The following is a 22,169-nucleotide window of genomic DNA, read 5'->3' as shown; positions in this document are numbered from 1 at the left end:
TACTGCCGCGTGTCTAGTTGTGACTTACATCAAACACTTCAATCCCGACTCGCTCGGGTTTTGACCAATCGGCGTCGCAATGCGGGCAGACCGCTTCGTCGACTCGCTTGCGTTTACCACACGATGGGCATGCTACCGCTGGCACTCGAGCGTGTAGAACCAGCACAGAGAGTGACGCGGCGATTCCGAGCAGCGGTACCAGCAGGTACCAACGACGTGTGTCGCGTTGCGAAAGATTTCTTCGTTTGGAAGCTACGCGTGTGAGCCAACCTGCGAGCACCAGATGCAGTAGCGTCACCACCACGACCGTGACGATGTAGGAGCGTGTCGCGGCGGCAGTGTATGAACCACCGTTCCACTTCGATTCGAGCATCGCACCAGCACTGGTGACAAGATTTAACAGCGGTGGCAGCGTGCCTTGCACCACTGCTGCGGAAATCAAATCAGCCGATTCGGCAGCCAGCAGATACTGTTTCGTTTCTAGGACAGCTCCCTCAGCATCGACGCGAACGGTTAAGGCTCGGTAGCCTGTCGCTTTGATCAGTGAGAAACCGTCGTCACCATGATCAACGATTCGCGCACGCGCACTACCGGGAACTGCGAGCCATTCCGCTGGCAAACTTAGACTAAAACGCTTGACGAAGGAATCGGAGGGAGTGTCCATCGGATGCAAGCCCGCGACCAAGTAAACGCTTAACTGGTCGCCATCGAGTAGTACGGCACTGGCCTGCTCACTGGCGAGCTTCGGTAGATAAATAGCCGCGTCAATCCGTTGATCGACCAAAGTGGTCAGTTTGGCCTTGTAGACGTCCACTGCGTAAATGCCGGACGAATCGATCAGGGTTCGACCGAACGTTGGCGACTGTAAGTCTCGCTGTGTATAAGTCGCTTCGGTATACCGTGCCCACTGACCTGGATTGGCACGCCCAAACGGATTCTCTCGCGAGCCGAAACCACCTCGATCGAACCAGTCGACGAGTTGGTTGCCTGACGTTTGGCTGTCCACTCCAAGCCGATACAACAAGAAATAACCATCGCGATGATAGAATCCCACCCTGTCATCCAAGCCAACGCTTGACTTGTCGATGGGACTGAACACACTTCCGCGCGACACGGATTGCTGGGTAGTGAAAAACACTGGCTCTAGTAGTGGTAGTGAGGGAGCTGTATAGGCAGGCTCGGGTCGCTGGTAGCCGTCTGCCAACGGCGTTTCGATCGCCTCGGCTGCCTGCTTCACTACCACGTCGTATCGTCGTTTGACTCTGTCCCATTGGTAGCCCTCGACCGTTTGGTACAACCGCCCCGCGCCATCCAGTCGCAATCCCGACAGCTGATAGGGTCCCGCGGCACCGTATTCATGAGCCAATAAGAACGCCATCAGCAGGGAGAGGCCAGTCACAGCGAGCATACAAATCGTCAAACCAGCGGACGACAGCCGGCCACCCCAGGAATGCGATTCGACGCGTGGCGTTTGATTCCCCAGCACAACGTAGGCGTGTCTTGTGATCACCATCAACACGACAAAGGAAATGGCGGCGCAGAGGCCCCACGTCGAAAACGAAAACCAAGTCTTGGCATCGACAGCAAAGGAGCCCAGCACCATAATGCCGATGGCAGCGACCAGCGGCAGTGTCCGCGAACCGATCCACCGGGCACGACGGCAAACCATCCAGACCGTGGCGGGATAGAACGCAAATCCAGATAACCACAAAAGGAAACCTGACCACAACTCGATTGGTGCAATCGCTAGCTGCTGGGGCGACATCGCCATCACGCGCCATGAAAAGAACGCATACGGAACAAGGAAAGCGATCAGATGAACGGCAAAGGCTGTCGCCACTTTTGCCAAAAAATTCCGAGTCCGTGAAAGCGGCCGGGAAAACAACTGCCCGCGAACTTCCGTCCGCAGCTCCGGAAGCGTTTGCAGTAGCCCAATCGCCAACGCCAATAAGATGGAAACGGTCACGATCGGCAAACCGACCCCCGATTCAATGGTTTGATAATCGTTCGCCGGATCAGGGAACGCAATCCACAGAACGAACACCATCGCAACCATCGCAATGGGCAGTAAACGGACTGCTTCACGCCATTCTTTCCAATAGATCATCGTGCTTGCTCCCCATTAGTGACAACCGAGCTTGAACTCATCTCCTCAACTTTGTGCCCGTTCCTTTTTGCGAGGAACGAATGCTCAGCTCGGTCACGCGACAAGTAGGCAACCACCAATTCGTCGAGCGATGCGGCCAAGGTTTCCACGCTGCCTGAACTCAATTTCGCCAATTGTTCGGCGACATCGTCCGCCGCATCGGCGACACAAACGGTACAGTGTTTGCCTACCATTCGGGATTCGACCAAACCATCGATCGCCGCTTGCATCTGCGAAACAAGCGACTCGTTTTCGCTTTCCGCTGGCACGTCGAAGGCATAACGCGTGACTCGGTTTTGGAATTCAGCGACGCTGGCGTGGATCAACAACCGGCCTGCGATCATGACTGCTATTTCATCCGCAATTCGCTCGACATCATCAATCAGGTGAGTACTGAGTAGCACAGTGCGTGGTCGATCATCCGTAGTGGTTTGGGCAGCGAAATCGACCAGCGTTTCGTTGAGCGATCGACGACTGACGGGATCGAGTCCGAGCGCCGGATCGTCAAGAACCAGTAGCTCCGGATCGGCTGCCAGGGTAGCCGCCAAGCTGACGCCAGCACGCTGGCCGCGACTAAGGTCGCCACAACGTTGCGAGGTCATAATCCCAAAATGATGAACGATCTCGTCAAACCGACGGTCGTCAAAGACCGTTTGACCATCACGGGCAAAGCGGGCCACTTCGGTGACCTTCATCCACGGATAAAGGTAGTGCCCTTCGACGAGATACCCGATTCGCGATAAGTGCTCGGGGGACATCGACTGTGAATCGACGCCCAAGGTTTGGCAGGTGCCACGTGTGGGAGCAAGCAACCCCATCATCATCCGCAGCGTTGTTGTCTTGCCGGCTCCGTTGAGCCCCAAGAGCGCAGTCACCTTTCCGCTGGGAACGCGGAAGTCCAAGTTGTTAACGACGCATTTGGATTCAAAATAGCGAGTCAAGCCGACCGCATGGATTGCAGCAAAATTTGGTTGATCCATTATCGATTCCCCTGGTTAGACGCGACCATTTTTGAGAATTGTTTCTCCACCATTGCCAACACTTCTTCTCCCGAAAAGCCCAACAAGGCCGCTTCGCTGACTAACGGTTGGATCATCACGTTGACACGCCGAGTCCGCTCGGCCTTGGTAAATATTTCTCGCCGTTCGGCGACAAAGTAGCCGCGACCTTGATGGCTCTCGACAATCCCATCACGAATCAATTGGGCATAGGCCTTCGCAACGGTGTTGTGATTGACGACGATTTCGGCTGCTAAAGCGCGGACACTCGGCAGCGGGTCGCCAACGGACAATTTGCCGCAGGCGATCGCCGCGCGAACCTGCTCGACAATCTGCCGAAAGATCGGCACGTCGCTGCCGGTCGTGATTTGAATTGAGAGCATAACTTACCTCGATCACCTGCTGTACCATTTCATCTAGTACAGTAGACACAAGCGGTTTGTTCGTCAAGAGAGAATTAGGCTACAATGCGATCAATCCACTGGCACAAGCAACAACCGGGCCACGAGCAAGATTGAATTGCCTCTTCAAAACTGGTTGGATGGTGCACTTGCAACAATCACTTCCGTTCACGCGGAATCCCACCCCAAATAAGCAGCTAATTATGCGGAACGTAATCGCAGTCGTCTTACTCTTGGTCGCAGCAAACCCAACGATGGCCGAGAGTATCTTAGTAGAAGCGGAAAGTTTCGAGTCACACGGTGGATGGAGCTTGGACACGCAGTTCATTCGCGAAATGGGCTCTCCGTACATGTTAGCTCACGGTCTGGGCCGACCGGTCGAGGACGCGGTGACCCATGTAAAATTCCCTGCCCCTGGCGATTACCGCGTATCCCTACGCACCAAAGATTGAGTGGCTCGTTAGAACGCCCCCGGCCAACCGGGCCGATTTCAACTAGTCATCAACGGTCATCCACTTGAGGAAACGTTTGGCTCGAAGGGAACCGAGTGGTTCTGGCATGACGGTGGGACAGTAAATGTTTCCGACACCAACGTGGAACTGGGGCTTCATGACCTAACCGGCTTTGACGGTCGCTGCGACGCCATTTATTTTGCCTCGATCGATGAAGGCCAAACAGTGGAACCACCACCAAATGTCTCGGAACCGCTTGCGGATTGGCGTCGCGAAGTGCTTGGACTGACGGAGGCTCCCATTGCAAGAACAGGCTACGACTTGGTCGTTGTCGGCGGTGGCTATGCGGGCATGGGGGCCGCTATTTCCGCTGCTCGCATGGGATGCAAAGTGGCTCTGATTCAAGATCGCCCCGTGCTTGGCGGCAACGGCAGCAGCGAGGTTCGCGTGTGGGCGATGGGGAACATCCGTCGCGGCCGGTACCCCCATCTCGGTGAAATCATTGAAGAGTTTGCCGACAAAGCAACCAAATCGCCCGGCCGCGCCGAAGAGTTCGGAGACGAACAGAAAGAGGCTATCGTCCGAGCCGAAAAGAACATCGACCTATTCCTCAATCATCATGCGTTTGCATGCGAAAACGAGAATGGCAAACTAATTTCGGTGCAAACTTTTGACACTCGAACGAGCCAACACTCCGAGTTCTTCGGTAAGCTGTTCTGCGATTGCACCGGCCACGAAACCGTCGGAATTCTGGCGGAAGCCGACTGGGAAATGGAACCCAAAGATCGCATGGGAATGAGCAACATGTGGACTTGGGCGGAAGTAGATCAAGTGACCGATTTCCCCAAAACACCCTGGGCCCTCGAGCTGCAAATGGCGGATTTCCCTTACCCCAGAGACCATCACGGCCAGTGGTTTTGGGAAAGCGGTTTCAACAAAAATGCAGTTGCTGATGCCGAAGGCATTCGCGACCATAACCTACGCGCCGTGTATGGCGCATTTAATGCGATGAAGAATAACGACGGTGCAGAAAAGCATCGAAATGCCGTGCTGACTTGGGTAGCCTTCATCGGTGGTCCACGTGAATCGCGGCGGTTGCTCGGCGACGTGATTCTTTCACAAGAGGACGTCATAACGAAACGCGAGTTCGACGATGGCTGTGTCCCAAGCACTTGGTCGATCGATCTGCATTATCCAAAGAAACAGTATGCCGAAAAATTCCCCGACAATCCATTCATTAGTATCGCAATACACGACCGACGCATTGATCGCGAGTACGGGTATCCCGTTCCGTATCGTTGCTTTTACAGCCGCAACGTCGATAACCTATTCATGGCGGGCCGCAACATCGGCGTGACTCACCAGGCACTTGGAACGACCCGCGTCATGAAAACGTGTGGCATGATGGGCGAAGTCGTCGGACGAGCAGCGAATATCTGCGTTAAACACGCTTGCCAACCACGAGATGTATACGAGACGCATATCGAGGAACTCATCGAGCTATTGAAGTTGCCTGGCACGACACGCCACAAATCGGTCGGCGGTTCGGATACGGTTGATGCCAATGCGGTCTCGGCAATCAAAACGCACGATGCATCAAGCGGGAAATTGGAATATTCGTCACAATCGAAATAGTGACTCTGCCGCTCCAAACAGGCACTCCCATTCAGTGGTCGACTGAGCGTTATTTAAAACTTACTTAGAAATGTGTGCCATACTTTTCGAGAACAAAGCATTACCCGCGCTACATTTGCGTTCAGAATTCTCAAGAAGAGCATCGACGTGCAAGACACAGCAGAAGACTCTCTGCCGACTCCTGCGGGGGCCGAAGCAACACCGCGGATCACAACCAAGACGCAAAAACGGATCATCGATGAAGAACGCCGTTTCTTGATCGATGAACTCTTTTTTTCGACAACCGATGAACACGGTGTGATTCGTCACGGCAACGAAGTCTTCTCAAGGATTGCGGGAATTGAGCCGGAACGATTGTACGGCTCGCCACACAGTATCATTCGGCACCCCGACATGCCGCGAGTCGTTTTCAAGCTGCTGTGGGAGGCGATTCAGAACGGGCGAACGATTGCCGCATACGTGAAAAATCTGGCTAGCGATGGACGGCATTATTGGGTACTGGCCGTCGTAATGCCATCGACCGACGGTTACTTGTCGGTTCGTTTGAAACCGAGCAGTGTCATCTTTCCCAAAGTCGTCGAACTCTACGCTCGCCTACGAGAGATCGAACGCGAGATTGAACAGAAGCCCAAACAACGCGAAGCAGCAATGAAGGCTTCGGCATTGGAATTGCAAAGCAAGCTTAGTGAACTGGGATTCGCAAGCTATGACGACTTCATGCGGGAAGCACTGTCGGTTGAATTATGTAGCCGACAAGAGATCATGCGTAAGGACCACTTACGAAGAACGCAAAAGGGATCACCCCAATCGGTCCAACAATCAACAAACGAAACCTCCGAGTTTGCCCCAGCCATTTGTAGCTGCGTCCAAGTCGACGCTTTACTCCAAGACGTGTTCGATCGATTAGATGAATTCAAATCGATCAGTTTACGACTGGGTGAGAAAAGCGTTGGAATCTTAGATTCAGCTGACACGATTCGAATATTGGCGATGAATGCGGCCATTGCTGCGAACAAGCTTGGGCCGCGAGCGGGCACGCTTCGCGTTGTATCCGAATCACTCGGGTCGGTATCAAAAGAAAGCTCGGATGTGATCAATGAATTGGCCTCTCATTTGCAATCCGTTGTTTCAATGTTGAACCAATTGATTTTCGATGTGGCGGCAACGAAGCTGCAGAGCGAAATCAGCTTGGTGTTCATGTCGGAGCTTGGCTCGGACGCAGGGCTTGACAAGAATGATCGCGTGATGGCAAGTGTCCGGACGCTGTTTGAACAGATGTCGTCTCGCGTACAATATGTGTTTGAGAATCTGGCACAAGCGACGTTACGGATGAACGAGCTAGAGAGCCCGCTAGAGAATTTGGATTCCAACAATCGAACCCTTCGCTTCATTCAATTCACTGGAAAAAAAGAGTCATCGGGCTGGAGCGAAGCTCACGAATTCGCAGTGGTCCTCGAAGAAGTCCCCGCTCTGATAGCGAAGACGAAAGAGGAATGCGATTGGTTAAACCAATCGATTCAACAGCTGATGACGCACCTGAATGAACTTGCAACCCAACAGAACAAATTCGCAGCACACTTGGGCTCGCTCAACCGCCTTACGACTTCTCTTGACTAAACTCGACGAACGCCATTGGTGTTCGGCATTTTTGCAGCCCAAACGGCAACTTACACAGAAACCATTCAAAGCATGTAAGACGATTCGAAGCGACGGAATGGGAAAGAGGCTACGACGTGAATTTTGACAAGCGGTCCGTGTCAGAAATCTAATAGTCGTACCAAAGGCCAATGCCAAGGTGGTGCTCGTCTTCCATGAAGAATTCAAACTGGGGGGTTGGGCCGTTGTGATATTGAAGGCCCGTTCGAACGCGACGGCCCGATTGGAACCCTTCCCATTGCCAACCAGTCTGCACCGTAAAACCCGGATCGAAATCGACAGCTTGTCGAAGGTCAACATTCAGGGCGGTGAAGGGACTGCCCGATGTCAAGGTAGCCGGCCGGGCAATGTACTCCAATCCAGTTTGAAATTGCCAACGCTTGGCACCACCGGAACGCTTGACTGCGAGTGCCGATTCGCCATACACGCGGACTCGATCATTGGGATGGTAGCTGCCCCCGAGGATCAATGATTCGGTGACATAGTTAATCCGTTCGAATAACGGATTGCGAATCATGTATTCGTCACCCACATGCGAGCTGATGTGGAAATAGCCGAACTTGGCTCCCCACTCGCCTTGACGCGTTGTGATCAAGGTTCCAAAACGAAAATCCATCGATTCGACATCCTCTTGTTCGACGATATCAAGCCGTACCATCACGGCACCTTCGACATCCCACTGCCACCCTTCACCATTTTTATGGTTGTCGGACGAACCGTATCGCAACAGCCCCACTCTTCCTCCCAAAGTAGCGTCCCAGTAACCATTCTCATCTGTGTCGCCAAAGATAGCGGACGAGATTCTTGATTCATGCAGGCCGGCCAAGTAGGAATGCCAAAGTAGATGATCGGGAAGCGGCGTCCAACGCCACACTTTCTCGGAGGAAGGATTGCCGTAGTGGTGGTAGTGATTTGGGTCGGGCGAAGTTGCCGATGCACGGAAATAGGAATCGACCTGGTCGTCAAGCGGCAGTGTAGGAGGATCGAGCGGGGTCGGGGAGCCATCAGCGTTTTGCTGGTAATAGCTGCTCGCTTCCTTCATCCAGTCGTAGGCGGGTTCGGGCGTAAGCGACATCCCATCGCTCGCCTCGGATTCGATGGATTCACTCCGAAGCCAATCACCCGTATTACCATCCGTAATGACTCCGGCACCGATCGGGTTGCTATCATTCGGGACGCTAACATCAACCTCGACTGGCTCGGAAGCCGGCAACAAAAGGGGCATCGATAGGTCTTCCGCATGCGTACGAGGACCTAGCGTGCACACGTGAACACATACCAATAGCCCTATGAGACCAGGGACGAACCATTTGCGGCCCGCGGTATGCGTTGTTCGATGCTGCAGTTGGTGGTAAGTCACAGATTACAGTGAGTGCTGCACCGACGGGTCCCCGCCGATGATTGCCTGGTCCAAGAGAACGAAGGATTGGGAGTCAAACGCGCTGATGAGGAAAGTATCGTCCAGCAGGGCGTCAAAAATGAAGCTTGGTATTGTCAATTTATGGCAGTTATCCTTCCTGTCACCGTTGCCACACTTTTTCTAGTAATCAGGTCAATGTTGATTTTTGCAGCTTCATCAAGAATACGACTCACCTATTCGCAGCGATCGTATCGATTTTGCGGCATTTTCGATTGATTCGGCATTTTCGCCACGAATACGGCCGATCGTCGCAACCAATTGCTTTTTCCGGTTACAAAGCTTGCGTAGACTGTAGAGGACGGCGATGATTTCTCAACGATTCCCGTCTTTGAAGTCCCTTTTCTTTCGCTGCATCCTTTTCGGTTCTCGCAAACCGGGTTTTTCCTTCTTCCGTGCTTCCATCGCATTGGCATTTTTCCGATTCGACGATAGCACGATGCCCTCTCGCATCGTGGCGGCTGCGGTTCTGTCTGAACGGAATAGTGATTTTCGTTTTTGCCATGGCATTTTGGCTAAGCCAGTCTACCGTGCTTGTCGCGCAACCCCCCGGAACCAGGCCGCCAAGTGGGGTAATTGAATCCGGAAGAACGATGGACTTGCCCGCCAAACCGTCGTTGCCAGTGAAGGGATTTTTGTTTCTCGACGAATCAGGAACCCCCGTCTTGATGCCTGGGATCTCGTTCGAGGAAATCGATCGGCTTCAGAATCTTGAGGCAGGAATCGATTCACGTAGCGAAGTGTTTGATTTTCAATCACTTGAGATCACCGGGGAGGCTGCTCAGGGGCGAGCGGAGTTGAAGGTGGTGATCCGCTTGACGATCGACTCGACGAATGGCCGTACCGTCGCAATTCCACTTGAGATGCGAAATTTCCATCCACTTGGTCCGCCGGAGGTCGTCGGTTTAGACGATTTTCGTATCGGAGGTTCCGGCGGCGAATCGGGCCATTTGTTGTTGGTGAAAACGAACGAAAGATCCGAAGCAGTTGTCACGATGAACGTTGCTGCACGGGTCGAGCCGGGGCCACCGAATAGCCTCGAATTCCAGCTTCCTGATGCCCCTTCTCAAATCCGCATCACGACCGATGAATTCGACGTGACAGGTGAAGTCATTGGCCGTGGCGACGAAGTGCTCCAAGAGAAACGCCGCGATGGCGATCCGGCCCAATTTGTTGTCGAGAGCGGTGGAGGCGATTTCACATTGCGATGGGGAAAACTTGACCGCGGCTCGGACAGTTCGCCACTACTTGAAATCGATAACAGTCGTATCGTCGTCCAGTGGGATTCACCTCAAGATCAACCGATTGCATCGTGCCAAATGATTGTACGAAGCGTGCGCGGCTCGGTGAATGTTGTGAAAATTCGGTTGCCTAAAAAATCCGTCCTCATTGGAACGCCAAAATTGGGTTCGAGCGGTCAATCCGTGGAGATCATTGGTCCGACGGCGTCGTCCGACGGTGACTTGATCGAACTGCGAATGCAGGACCAGGAACCTCAACAGCGAATTGACTTGAGTTTGAACTTCCAAATGACCACCGACGCAGCTTCGGCCTCGACACCGCTCGTGTTTCGTGTACCCGAAGTGATTGGCGCGCTGAGACAACGTGGTGAGATTCAAGTGATGACCGGTGATGATTATCGGTTGCGTTGGCGATCAAGACCATGGGTCCAAAGCGTTTTGGCACAACCGTCGGATGAAAGTGGGCGATCCTATTCCTTCCGGTATGACCGTTCTTCGTTCGATTTGCCGATGTGGCTAGCGACGACTCGTCGCCAATTGCGATTGTCCACCGAATCAGAGATTTCGCTTCATGATTCGGTGGCTCGATTGGAATACCAGATCCTTTCGAGTGGGCGAGCAACAGAGGGAACCATCTTGAATGTTGACTTCGGGTCATGGAAGTTACGCTCGATCGAAAACTCGGAAACCGCACAGCGAATCGAAGCCGTTCAGAACGAAAATTTCTATGAAATCTATCTCGAATCGCTCAGCGGCACGGACCCGGCACCGATACGCATCATCGCCGAGCATGACCTAAATCGCAACGAAGACAATCGCATTGTATTTGATCTGCCGCGCATCGCGGACCTCGAAGAGACGATGCTGGTTCAATCATCCTCGGTTTCATTGGCGAGTCGTGGGCGGTCAACGATTGTGGTTGACCTCGAAGCGTCGACCAACATGGATCGATCCATTGAAACCGAGTCGGCCGGGGTGGTCGATTCGAGTCGGACACAATATCGCGTGATCCCGCCTGATGCCGCCGGAAAATTGGTGGGCCAGATTGTCGAACGGTCTCCTAGCATTTCGGTTGCCGGGGATGCGACGATCGAAACCGATGGCATGAATCTACGAACCACGCTCGATTGGGTCGTGAACTCAACATTGGATTTAGAAGGTCGATTGCCCATTCAAATCCAAACGCCTGTGACGTCCCCGCCAAAAAACGATGCGCCACCCTCGGATTCGGAGACAAGCGACGAGACTTCAACCGTCTCAGCAGTGTTACTGCAATCGAAAAATTTTCTGCGGACGTTTGAATCATCGGAGCCAACGGCCGAAGTTGCCCCAACCACCGTCGCTCCTGCTACCGCGTCAACGGCAACGACATCCACCTTACCGGCGGCCCAGTGGAGTGTGATGGTCAATAATTCGCCGGCTGTATTGGAGCGAATCGATGATGATCGATTGATGCTTATTTCGGATCAACTATCCAGTGGATCGATGTCGATCCGTTGGACTTCGGTTCGTCCAATCCCCATCGACTTATCGAAGGATCGCTTGTCATTTGACCAAATAGAACGCATTCCCATCCCGCGTCCTGTCGCGGTCGATATGACGTTTCGTGGCACCATGCGAGTGTCATTGCAGGGAGATCTTGAAACTGAACTATTGCCAACGGATTCGACGGCTTCCAAGGTAATCGTATTTGATTTCCTGCCGCGCGAACCGATCGGCGTGCGAGTTCGGTCACGCGAAGACAAAAACCAAAATTTGTTCGTTTCTAAAGCGGTTCTGCGGACCGCGGTCGGCTACGAAACACGCATGGAACAATTGCTGGCTAATGTCCAAGGTGGCCGAGAATTGCGTTTGGGATTGCCACCAGGCGAGTATGCGATTTCGGCCGAAGCATTTGTTGATTCGGATTCCGTTCATGTTCGCCGAGAAGAGAGTTCGTTGGTGGTGACATTGCCGACCGATGACCAGCCGCATTCGGTTGATTTGCGAGTATGGTTGCCGATGGTGGTGTCACCGATGATGGAAACCGTTCGCCCCGCGTTGACGTTACCGATCGGCGTGGGACGGGTCTATTGGGAAATCGCGTCGCCCAATGATAGCCACGTGATCTGGGCGTCCCCAGCGCTCGGTCGATCGATGGCTTGGCGATACGATGGTTGGCGGCTTTCTCGGGAACCAACGCAAAGTTCGCTTTCGCTGGGCAATTGGGTCGGCGACACCAAGTCAGACGATATTCCGAGCGACACCAAGTTAGTCGATATTCCGAGCGGCAATCGTTATTTGTATATCGGGTCGGATGTTCGAGCGTTTCAAGCGGTCTTTGTGTCACGAACGGTTTTGTGGATGGTGACCGGTTCGATCGTCTTGCTAATGGCAATTTTGATTTCTTTCTTCCCCCAGACACGACATCCGCTGACGGGGATCGTTTTTGCGGTCTTGTTCGCTGGGATGCTGTTAATGGCCCCCGAAGCCGCGGTGTTGGCCGGGCAATTTGGGATGATTGCAATGGTGTTAGTGGTGGTGATGGTGGCCATCCGCAGTCTGGTCCAATCAAGAGATCATTCAAGCGCATTGGCACCTCGAGCAAGAACACGACCAAAGGACAATTCATCGCGAAGGGGCAAAGAGGGTTCCTCAAAGAGTTCGGGACCACTGTCTGCGACGCGTTCGATGGCTGCCTCCTCGCGAATCAACCGCGTCAGCATTTTATTCTTCGTGTGCATACTGTGGGCCGCTTCGGGCGCCACCCCATCACTCGCTCAGCAGCCGGAAAGCCTGGAGGGGGCCGCCGCATCACCACAAGAACCGGCAACCACCGAGCCTCCAGAAGAGACGGAGCCTCCAGAAGAGACGGAGCCTGCAGAAGAGACGGAGCCTCAAAAAAAAACGGAAGACACTGACGATTCGCAGGCACTCCCTTCCGACCCACTCGAAGTATTGCCGCTTGAATTACCCGACGGGAATCGCCTGCGACCGATCGCACTTTTTCATTCTCAGCTAACGGAACTGGTCCCCGATGGATTCCAACCGGTATCAATCGACCGGTTCCGAAGTGCATTAAAAATCGCAAAGAGTTTGATACCGGACAAAAATGCGTGCCAAGTTCGCAAGTCGTTGTACGTGATCCGGCTTGAAGGCGACACGCTGATTAGTGACCGGTCCGAATTAGAAATCGAGTGTGACACGGACCAACCAAGTCGTTGTGTCCTAGGGCCAGTAAACCTAGCACTGAGTCCATCTTCGTTAGCAACCCGCACGCTTGGTACCGAATCGTTGCCACGGTTGGAATCTCAAGCAGATGGAAATCTCGTTGCCGTGGTAAGCGGAGATTCATCCATTGCATTTTCATGGAGTTTGAAAAGCAAGACGGATGAAACGACAAAGTCTTTTGATCTTCGGATTCCCGTTTCACCACAAACTCAGATTGTCTTGCAGACCGATGCATCGATCGCGATCGAAACAGCGGATGGAGTCCTGCGTTATTCGCAAAGCCCACCTCCGGAAATGGAATCGCCATCGCTTGCGGCGGATTCGGCCTATTACCTGATTGACGCAGGCGGGCTTGACCGTGTTCGATTAGTCGCCAAACGTAGAGATACGGCCGACGCGCCGGCGGCGATATTGGTGCGCAGCAGGTTCACTCAGTACGACATCGACGCGACGCGAGTGATTTGGACAAACCAAACAACGTTGCAACTTGGTCCCGATGATCGCTTGCCGCCGCTGCGAATTCGTGGCAGCACGATCGCCTCGATTAAAATCGATGACACAGAAGTTCCGTTTACATCCACGCGTGTTGCGGAGGATATCGAACAAATCGAACTCAACCTAGCTCACCGAGCAAGCGACAAGAGTAACGCACCGCTCTCTTTGCGAATTTCAGGGCAATCGGTTTGGGCTAACAGGAATGGTTGGTGCGACTTACCGCTGCCACAATTCGTTGGCGAGGCAATTGTTTCCACGGAAGTGACAAGCCAAGTCCAACTAACCATGCATACGCCACTAAGGGTGCTCCATTGGCAATTGCCGGAGGACTGGGCGGTGCAGAGCGAAACCGCGATGAGCGAACAAACGCGCACCTTAATCGCAAAAGGAACGCCCTCCTTCACAAGTGATCCCTATTGGTCGCGAGTCCGATTAGCCACCGAATCCCCGCTTCGGGAAGCGACATCGACAGTCAAAATGACGCTTGATGACAATTCCCTCGTGGCGACTTCCGAGTTGCGAGTTCGTTTAGACCCACAACGAATCGAACCGGTAGAGATTCAGTTACAACGAGGTTGGACTTTGCAATCGGTCGTGCTACCTCAATCCGGTCGTACGATTGAAACGCCGGTGGTGAACCCAAACAGTTCTCGCTTTTTGGTTTGGCCCGAAGTATCGGATGTGTTTGATTCAGAGCTTGTCGTTCGCGCGACCGGGCAAATTCGAATCGATAGAAATGACTCGCAAATCGTGATTCCACCCTCGTGGTTTCTTCGTTTCGTTGATATCCAAGGTGATTTTTTCGCATCGGTTTTGCCGCCCGCGAATCTTGACTGGTCGAGTCAAATGGCGTTACTGGACCAGCGAATCGAACGCAATGAAATCCCAGAGAGACTTCGCCCCTTTTTTGACTCTGTCGAAAGCAAGGCTCTGCTGCTTCGTGACGAAACCGGGCAAACACCCGCGATTTCACTGCAACCGCCAAGCGTTGCGATGGATGTCGCATCCACGCTCTCGTTTCAACTCGATGGCGAGGAGCTACACGAAAAGTTGGTTGTCGAGATGGCGTCGATGAATCAATCGCCTTCCGAAGTCACGATCCAAACGGGCCCCAGCCTTGATCGCCCGCCGATGACTTGGAGTCTGCGAAAAACAGACGGTGATGGTGCAGTCAGCTTGCCAGCATCCGATGTGTTCCTCGAAAACTTAGAGGGTGAAGGCATCTACAGCATCGATGTTTCAGACTGGAGTTTGCGTGGGCAACAATTGATTGGCCAACGCCGCTATCCCATCACGGATTCACTCGCGATTCGGTTACCGGTGGTTCCAAATGCAACCAGCCAATCAGCGGAAGTATCCATTGGCGAAGGCCTAACGGTCAAGCAGTGCGACGAATCGGTGTTGCGTGTTCCCGTTTATCCGGGCCTTCGTGTTGACGGCACAACCGTTCCAGCCCCGATTCCGATTGTCCTACCAGACGCGATCCCCAATCGATTGAGCGAAACGCAATACGATTTCCGCGGAGCATCGGAGCGGGCAAATCCCGCAAATTGGCTTGCTGAAACCGACATCAACACTCGGCTTCGATACGATGCAATTGATCAACCATCGATGATTCTTGCCAGAGAAAAATCGAATCCGAACGTTAGCATCGTTTGGCGTGAAACAGTGACGCTCATCGCATCGAATCATGGCACCGACCGCATCGAAGCCAAATTCAAAGTCTCGGCAAAAGAACCGGTCATCGTCCATGCGGATGCGGACATGCGAGTCGTATCGATCAGTCGCAACGGCATTGCTCAAAAGCTTCCTCAGCCTTCGTTTGGACCGCTGACAATCGAACCGAGCAAAATCCAACCGGTCGATCTGATCGAAATCGTATGGAACCGGCAAGAGTTCCAGAGACACTGGTTACGGAAGTGTGTGATTCCCCAAATTTCGATTGCAGCCGTGGTGATGCAATCACAATATCTGGTGCGCGCTTCGTCGGATTCATTCCTACCTCTGTCGCTCTGGCCAAGCAGCATCGACCGCCCTGGCTCGGCTCTCGCAGTGACCAATCCAGGCAACTCAGTCTGGTTGGTTCGTGGAAATAATGCTCTGGCATTTGGAACTTTATGCGCGATCGTGCTGTTTTCGGTTTGCTGGTTTGTGTCTCGCAAATCGCTTGTCGCAATTGTTTTCGTAACGATCATTGTTGGCGTGTTGGTTTCGCTTTGGTGGCCATGGCGATCGATTGCCGTTGGATGGATGCTTATGCCCGGGGTTACTGCGGCCTTGTTGGTTAGCAGTTTGCAGTGGAAAGAGCGGATGGCGAATCAACGGCGGAACCTTTCCAGACTTGCAAGCGAATTGGAGGAAACAACCGAGGGCAGCCGAAGGGAAGACTCTGCTGATTTTTCAGCTTCGACGTTAATGCGAGGCATCCTATTCGTGGCAGTGACGGTGCTTGCATCGCCAAGCGTCTTCGCGCAGCAGTCCCGGCCCCCCGACTCGACAGCGGTAGACCTCTTGGTGCCTGTCGATAAAGAAGGAAACTTGGTCGGCGACAAAATCTACATTCCCGGCCAGTTAAAAAGGCATCTGTTGGCCAACGAGACGCGATCGAAACCAGAAGACGCTCGAATCCAATCAGCCAACTACCGATTGCGAATTGATTCGCCGGAGGGCACGGTCCGCAACACCGCGCCTCTGGTGGAGGCCGATTTCTTAATCCACACCGATCGAGTGACCGATCGCATTCGATTGCCGATTGCCCCAGAATCGGTTCGCCGAATCGAATGGATCCAAGAGGACCAAGATCGGATCGTTCAGTACGTCGCTGAGTCACCGACCCACGGTGTTGTGAATGTGCCCAGTGCAAAACGATTACGACTTCGGATGACACTGATTCCTGAATTGCTGAGTGCCGAAAACAAGCTGCAACTGCGAATCAACGTCCCGCCGGTTGCGGCAGCACGGATGACAGTCGAAGGAAGTGGAAACCTTGAGAATGTCCACATCAAAAGTGGCAAAACCGAAGATAGAGTCCTGGGGCAGTCAATCTCGCAGCGGCAACTACAAATATGGACTGCGGATCTCGGCTCGGTCCAACAATTGAACATCGAAGTGGAATACAGCCGGGTCGTTTCACTCGTGACCGAACGCCCGCTGAGTCGACGCTATTGGATTCATGCCGGCGTCGAGCAAACGGTGGTCGAATGCCAAGTGGTCCCGTCATATCCAGTGGCGTCTGGCGACACGGTCTCATTAATGATTCGCGATTCACTGATGCCGATGGTGGTATCGCCGAATTGGGAGATCGTGCAAACCGATTTACTCAGCCCAACACGTCGGCAAGTCACCATGGCGGCGTTGGTCGAAGAACCGGGGCCAATTCAATTGCTTTGGACTTTAGCATCAAGGGTAGCCGATGCTCAGTCGGTCGAAGATGCTGTCGCGATGGTGGTTCCGGACGTGGTTCAATCCATTGCCACTGAAACGGAACCGGCTTGGGTCGCAATCAGTAACGATCCTGCAATCCGAGTATTGCCGCTCACCCGCGAACCACTTGACGCATTGACCGATGACCAATTTTTAGCTGCCTGGGCAGGTTATCGCGGTCAAAAACCCGATCGCACATTCGTGTCGATTGGCCAATTGCCATCGATTCAATTGATTCGGATTCCTAAGGGCGTGCCAACGATCAAGCAGTCCCATCAAATCCATGTTACCAAAGAAACGATGGAGATCCGCTATCACGCCGACATTAGTCAATCGCGTCAATCGCCAGCGCGTTGGCTGTTAACGTTACCCAGTGGTGTTTCATTGCGAGCCATCACGATCGATGACCAACCGGTGATGCCTCGATTGATCGAGGCCGATGGGGCGACCGAAGTGTTACTAAATGACTTGTCGGATCGCAATGCGTCGCGGTTGGATGTCATTGCAACGGCTAACATGAATCGCAACGGTCGTTTTCGCTTGCCGCGACTGCAACTGCATCCTACGTTGCTGACATCGGATCGCTACGCGTTGACGCGAGACCAGAATGTCGATGTCGCAATGGTTTCGACCGTTCCCGAACAGTTCCATGAAGTCTCCTTTGCCGAGAGCCCAGAGTATATTGCCCGCGGTTGGGTGCCAATCGCCGCTTATGAGTTTGATTCGGAACCACTCGGTGATGTTGATTGGGTACCGAACGTCACGTGGGCGGCCAAAGAACGCGAGATTGATTTTGCAACCAATCAACTGATCGCTTTGTCGTGGGCAGATGGACGCTGGAGCATGCAGACGTTGTTGCGATTGAGTGGCGGACGATTACCCGACTACATCGACATTCAAATTCCGACGCGGTGGTGCGAACAACTCGAAGTCGCTCCGGCAATTCGTTGGTCACGACAACCGGCAAGTGATCTGTCGACACAGTTGGTGCGTGTGTTCTGCGACGATGAAATTCGCGAAAGTCGAATGATCACGATTCAAGGAACGCTGTTGGCATCCGAAAAAACACGTGTCAGTGTGCCAAACATTCGTGTGTTGGGGGAAGGACGACGAACGATTCACATTTCCGTTCCCAGCCGATTGACTAACGATCCCATTCGATGGCGATCGAGTTCACTGCGTGCCGCATCGCCCCCAGCATTTTGGAGTCGCTTGGCGGATTTGAGTGGTCCCCGCGCTCAATTCATGGTGACGCAATCGGGTTGGTCGTTGGAACTGGCTCCGCTTCAGCAACAAAACGTCATCGCACGAGCATTGTCGGCCGACACGCGAGTCTATCCCGGTCAAGAGCGGGTCTTGGTGATGACACGGTGGGATTTGGTGCCTGGGGCGCTTTCTGCTGTCGACGTTGATTTACCTCGCGGAGCTCGCTGTGTTGCCGCATGGACAGCAAACCAAGCTGTCTTGCCAGAAACGATCGCTCAGCCCGCCGGGGACCGTGCGACCGTTCCCCCTAAAGACGCTCGGAATCTTGTTCGAATACCTTTGTCACTTAGCCGGCTATCGCAATCGGTTGAAATTCTAGTCGAGGTTCCGCCTGAAAGTGCGCGACGTGGCGATTTCGTTCCGAAACTGCTTCAGGTGCCTGTGTCCGAACGATGGGTTTCGGTTTATGAGCTATCCGATTCGGGAGTGAGAGCGTCGAACACAGAATCAGGCCAAACGAACCGGCTGCTCGACGGGCTACTTCAGCGTCGAGCGGAATCATTGGCACAGTCAGCCAACGCATTGGTGAAAAGTTCGAGCGACATCTTGGCCGAACGCCCCACTGCGGAAGTGAGTGCGTGGTTGCGTCCAATCGTGGCTCGCTATGAAGAGATCGCAAAGGAAGGCGGGCGTGAGATTGATTGGAAGGCTGTTTCCAATTCGCTTTCTGGGCCAGTGACAACCGACTCGGAACCGGAATCGTTCTGGATTCGTTTGGACTCAGAAATGTTGGTTCACGTTCGGCGTTATTGCTGTGATCAACCGCAGCGAGAGTTTTTGCTATCGAGTAGTTCGAATTTGAATGGTTACCGGCTCCGCCGAATTGAAAACGTTACGGAAACGACGAAGTACGACCCAGTTTTATTAGCCGACCGAAGTGAATCAAGTCTTCGTATGATCTTGATCAATTCGATCACCATGTTGTGCGCGATCGCCGTGGTGGGGATACTGTGGCCGATCCGGCGCCATATCGAACCGATCGCTGGGCACCCTGCATTTTGGTTGGCGTTAGTCGCGTTTTGTGGCTTTTTCGTCGCCCCCATCTCTGTCGCCGCCAGCCTGTTGCTAGTCGCAATCTCGTTACCGGTGTTTCCATCGAAGACATAGTCGCTGGTTTTTCTCCGATCCCCAACGACAATGCTGCCCGTCCACAATGCTGCCCGTCCACAATACTGCCCGTCCACAATACTGCCCGACGACACAGCTCGGCAATTATGCAGCTCGACGTTGACTAAGTCGCGAAACCGTCACGGGGCGACCGAGTTGCTGAGAGACCGATCGGTCACTCAACGGATAGCGAATTCGGCTGACAGCATTTTGCATCGCAACCGCATCTCGGAAACGACGACTTGGAACCGGGTCGATTGCTTTACGAATCAGTGCCACGAAATCGCTCGACAAACCTTTGCGAAGCTTTTGGTAGCCCGGCAACGGTGCTTCGAACGGATAGTCAGGCAATTCCCCGGAAAGCAATCGATAGATCACCAATCCAAGAGAAAACACATCGCTGCGATACCCGGGATGGCCCATCGCTTGCTCGGGGGCCATGAAGCCGAGCGTGCCCGAAGCCGAGACATGCTTGGCCGTGGTTTGGATTCGAGCTAAACCAAAATCGGTCAATTGAATCAATTTATTGTCAAAAAGAATAAAGTTTTCCGGCTTGATGTCCCTGTGCAAAATCCGTTGTTCGTGCGCATAGGCGACCGCGTCGATCATTTGTAACGCATAGTCGACGGCGGTCGAGCGAGCGATTCGCCGTGTGATGCGATCGGCGAGCGTTTCTTCGCCCATGGGGAAAACCATCACGAAGTGGCCATCGACAAAGCGTGCATCTTTAAGGCGTAGAATGCCCTGATGATTTAATCTCGCCATGATCCGGACTTCTCGCTGCAAATCGTCAATCGTCTGCGAGTTTTCGAGATAGCGGCTCTCGGGGATTTTCAGAGCCACCCGGCGATCTTCGATCGTGTCGTAGGCAGCATAGACGGTTGCGAATCCCCCCTCACCAAGCCTGCTAACAATGCGATATTTGTCGAGTCGCGTACCAACGCGAAGCAATTTTGGACTTTCGGATTCTTCGTTGAAAATTCGCAGGGATGGGGCCACGGGCGTCTCAGCTTATCTCGGGTAAAGGTTATCTGGTCTCTCGCTCGTATTTACCGGTCTATTTTCGTCTCAAAATCGGACTTTAGCGGTAGTAACAAATTGGTGATCGTCATAGACGCCCAACTTGTTACAATCTTATCTGTGCTCCGGTGGCAACCTCAGCACAAATAGGTATGTCTATCCCGTACAATCAGCATTGTTTATCAACAAGCTTTCACAATCCGCCCTTCAACCCCCCAGGCTTCCCTCCATGTCTAAGCCCAATTCCATGCTCAATCGACGCCAACTTCTCGCCGCCGGTATGGCAACCGGACTGACAACCGCGATCGCTCCTCGCTTCCTTCATGCTGCCAATGCAAACGATGAAATCAATGTTGGTTTCGTTAGCTGCGGGGGTCGTGCGAATGGGCTGATGGGGATGTTCGATAGTATCGACGGAGTGAACATCGCGGGTCTTTGCGATCCAGATGAGAATCGGTTGGGCGCAGCAAAACAGCGTTTCCCCAAGGCGCAAGGCTGGGCGGATTTGCGAGATTTGATTCAAAGTGATTCGATTGATGTCGTGGTTGTGGCGACATGTAACCATTGGCACTGCTTGGCCGCAATCATGGCGATGGAAGCGGGCAAGGATGTCTATGTCGAAAAGCCACTTTCGCATTCTCAGTGGGAAGGCAAACAAGCGGTTGCAGCGTCACGCAAATACGACCGAATTTGCCAAATTGGCACACAGCAACGTTCGGATCCAATGCAGGCCGAAATCAAAAAATTCTTGCACCAAGAAAAAGCGCTCGGCGACATCGTTTCGGGCCGAGTCAATCGTTATGGCATTCGGCTGCCAATCGGTTTGCGTGAAACACCGCTGGAAATTGAAAAGAACGTCGCTTACGACCTGTGGCTTGGACCGGCACAAGACCAACCCATTTATCGCAACAACTTACACTACGATTGGCACTGGGATTTCAACACCGGATCGGGTGAAATGGGCAATTGGGGTGTTCACGTTCTCGACGATTTCCGAAACAACGTCCTTCAAGATTCCGTGAAGTTGCCCCGACGGATCTTTGTCGGTGGTGGCCGACTTGGGGAGAAAGACGCCGGCAATACACCCAATGTTCACTTCGCCTACTTTGACACCGGCTCGATTCCTGTCGTAATCGGGCTTTCCGGTTTACCTGAGAAACCAGGAGCAAAGAAAAGTCCCGGACATCCTGGTCCTAACAGCGGCTACATTGCCTATTGCGAAGGAGGGCGACTTGAAGGCCAACGTGGATCGGCATCCGCGTTTGACGCGGACGGCAAAAAGATCCGCTCGTTCAAAGGTGACGCGGGAAGAACGCATCAAGCCAACTTTATTGAAGCCGTTCGAACGCGAGACCGATCGATCCAAAATGCGGACGTCGAAGTGGGTAATGACAGTACCGGGTGGTGCAACTTAGTCAACGTCGGTTTCCAAGTCGGCGCCCCTTACACGGCGGCCGAAGCGAATGGGTTGGAAATGCCTCAGTGGCAATCGTTGATCGGAGAGATGAAAACACATTTGGCCGAAAACGAGATTCAAATCGAAAGCGACCAAATCAAGTTGAGCCCAATGCTTGAGTTGGACCCCGAAACGGAACAATTTGTCGGCGAGGGCTCGGCCCAAGGAAATGCCATGCTCAAACGCCAATACCGATCGGGTTACGAAGTGCCCGAATTGGCGTAACCAGCGACTCGAAGGTTTTCG

At 53.3% G+C, this 22,169-nt stretch carries 9 protein-coding genes and 1 pseudogene; 5 read left to right on the top strand and 5 right to left on the bottom strand.

Going from position 1 to position 22,169, the window contains the following annotated elements; translation table 11 throughout:
* Positions 1-13: 13 nt before the first annotated feature.
* The 3 genes from CA13_RS23470 to CA13_RS23460 are packed head-to-tail and all read right to left on the bottom strand — an operon-like array spanning position 14 to position 3,527.
* Entirely contained in the window at positions 14-2,107 is a 2,094-nt protein-coding gene (locus CA13_RS23470) for a hypothetical protein (RefSeq protein WP_146400831.1), read from the bottom strand.
* Positions 2,104-3,126, bottom strand: coding sequence for an ABC transporter ATP-binding protein (locus CA13_RS23465; protein WP_146400829.1), 1,023 nt, complete (start codon positions 3,124-3,126; stop codon positions 2,104-2,106). Before CA13_RS23465 ends, CA13_RS23470 begins: the two co-directional genes overlap by 4 nt.
* Complete coding sequence (locus CA13_RS23460) at positions 3,126-3,527, bottom strand: GntR family transcriptional regulator (RefSeq protein WP_146400828.1); 402 nt, start codon at positions 3,525-3,527, stop codon at positions 3,126-3,128. The genes CA13_RS23465 and CA13_RS23460 overlap by 1 nt, the downstream gene beginning before the upstream one ends.
* A 221-nt stretch (positions 3,528-3,748) precedes the next feature.
* Between CA13_RS23460 and CA13_RS36150 the strand changes: the two genes are divergently transcribed.
* The 3 genes and pseudogenes from CA13_RS36150 (at position 3,749) to CA13_RS23450 (ending at position 7,249) form a co-directional block, all read left to right on the top strand.
* The gene (locus CA13_RS36150; protein WP_473087482.1) at positions 3,749-3,997 is read left to right on the top strand and encodes a hypothetical protein; all 249 of its coding nucleotides are present in this window, start codon (positions 3,749-3,751) and stop codon (positions 3,995-3,997) included.
* 276 nt (positions 3,998-4,273) lie between these two features.
* Positions 4,274-5,602 (top strand): annotated as a pseudogene (locus tag CA13_RS23455) (FAD-dependent oxidoreductase); the annotation flags it as partial.
* A gap of 177 nt (positions 5,603-5,779) precedes the next feature.
* Positions 5,780-7,249 (top strand): PAS domain-containing protein, encoded by a 1,470-nt coding sequence (locus tag CA13_RS23450; RefSeq protein WP_419194731.1) that lies wholly within the window; start codon positions 5,780-5,782, stop codon positions 7,247-7,249.
* Between the two features lie 148 nt (positions 7,250-7,397).
* Here CA13_RS23450 and CA13_RS23445 read toward each other — a convergent pair whose 3' ends face one another.
* Complete coding sequence (locus CA13_RS23445) at positions 7,398-8,513, bottom strand: DUF1207 domain-containing protein (RefSeq protein ID WP_146400826.1); 1,116 nt, start codon at positions 8,511-8,513, stop codon at positions 7,398-7,400.
* Between the two features lie 785 nt (positions 8,514-9,298).
* Here CA13_RS23445 and CA13_RS23440 point away from each other — a divergent pair.
* Positions 9,299-19,447, top strand: a complete 10,149-nt coding sequence (locus tag CA13_RS23440; protein ID WP_146400824.1) for a hypothetical protein — start codon at positions 9,299-9,301, stop codon at positions 19,445-19,447.
* A gap of 105 nt (positions 19,448-19,552) precedes the next feature.
* Here the strand turns inward: CA13_RS23440 and CA13_RS23435 are convergent, their stop codons facing one another.
* A complete protein-coding gene (locus CA13_RS23435; protein WP_146400822.1) occupies positions 19,553-20,446 on the bottom strand; it encodes a serine/threonine-protein kinase in 894 nt (297 codons plus the stop codon).
* Positions 20,447-20,696: 250 nt separating this feature from the next.
* Here CA13_RS23435 and CA13_RS23430 point away from each other — a divergent pair, with 250 nt between their 5' ends.
* Entirely contained in the window at positions 20,697-22,148 is a 1,452-nt protein-coding gene (locus tag CA13_RS23430) for a Gfo/Idh/MocA family protein (protein WP_146400820.1), read from the top strand.
* Positions 22,149-22,169 lie beyond the last annotated feature (21 nt).

It is taken from the genome of Novipirellula herctigrandis (genome assembly GCA_007859835.1).
In the GTDB taxonomy this organism is placed as follows: domain Bacteria; phylum Planctomycetota; class Planctomycetia; order Pirellulales; family Pirellulaceae; genus Novipirellula_A; species Novipirellula_A herctigrandis.
The sequence above is the reverse complement of the archived record's forward strand: the minus strand, read 5'-3'. Positions and strand labels throughout refer to the sequence as shown.

What these genes read in the sequence shown, in the direction of transcription:
- CA13_RS36150 (WP_473087482.1), top strand. Translation starts at nt 3,749, where the DNA reads ATGCGGAACGTAATCGCAGTCGTCTTACTCTTGGTCGCAGCAAACCCA.
- CA13_RS23440 (WP_146400824.1), top strand. Translation starts at nt 9,299, where the DNA reads ATGGACTTGCCCGCCAAACCGTCGTTGCCAGTGAAGGGATTTTTGTTT.
- CA13_RS23460 (WP_146400828.1), bottom strand. Translation starts at nt 3,527, where the DNA reads ATGCTCTCAATTCAAATCACGACCGGCAGCGACGTGCCGATCTTTCGG.
- CA13_RS23470 (WP_146400831.1), bottom strand. Translation starts at nt 2,107, where the DNA reads ATGATCTATTGGAAAGAATGGCGTGAAGCAGTCCGTTTACTGCCCATT.
- CA13_RS23445 (WP_146400826.1), bottom strand. Translation starts at nt 8,513, where the DNA reads ATGCCCCTTTTGTTGCCGGCTTCCGAGCCAGTCGAGGTTGATGTTAGC.
- CA13_RS23430 (WP_146400820.1), top strand. Translation starts at nt 20,697, where the DNA reads ATGTCTAAGCCCAATTCCATGCTCAATCGACGCCAACTTCTCGCCGCC.
- CA13_RS23465 (WP_146400829.1), bottom strand. Translation starts at nt 3,126, where the DNA reads ATGGATCAACCAAATTTTGCTGCAATCCATGCGGTCGGCTTGACTCGC.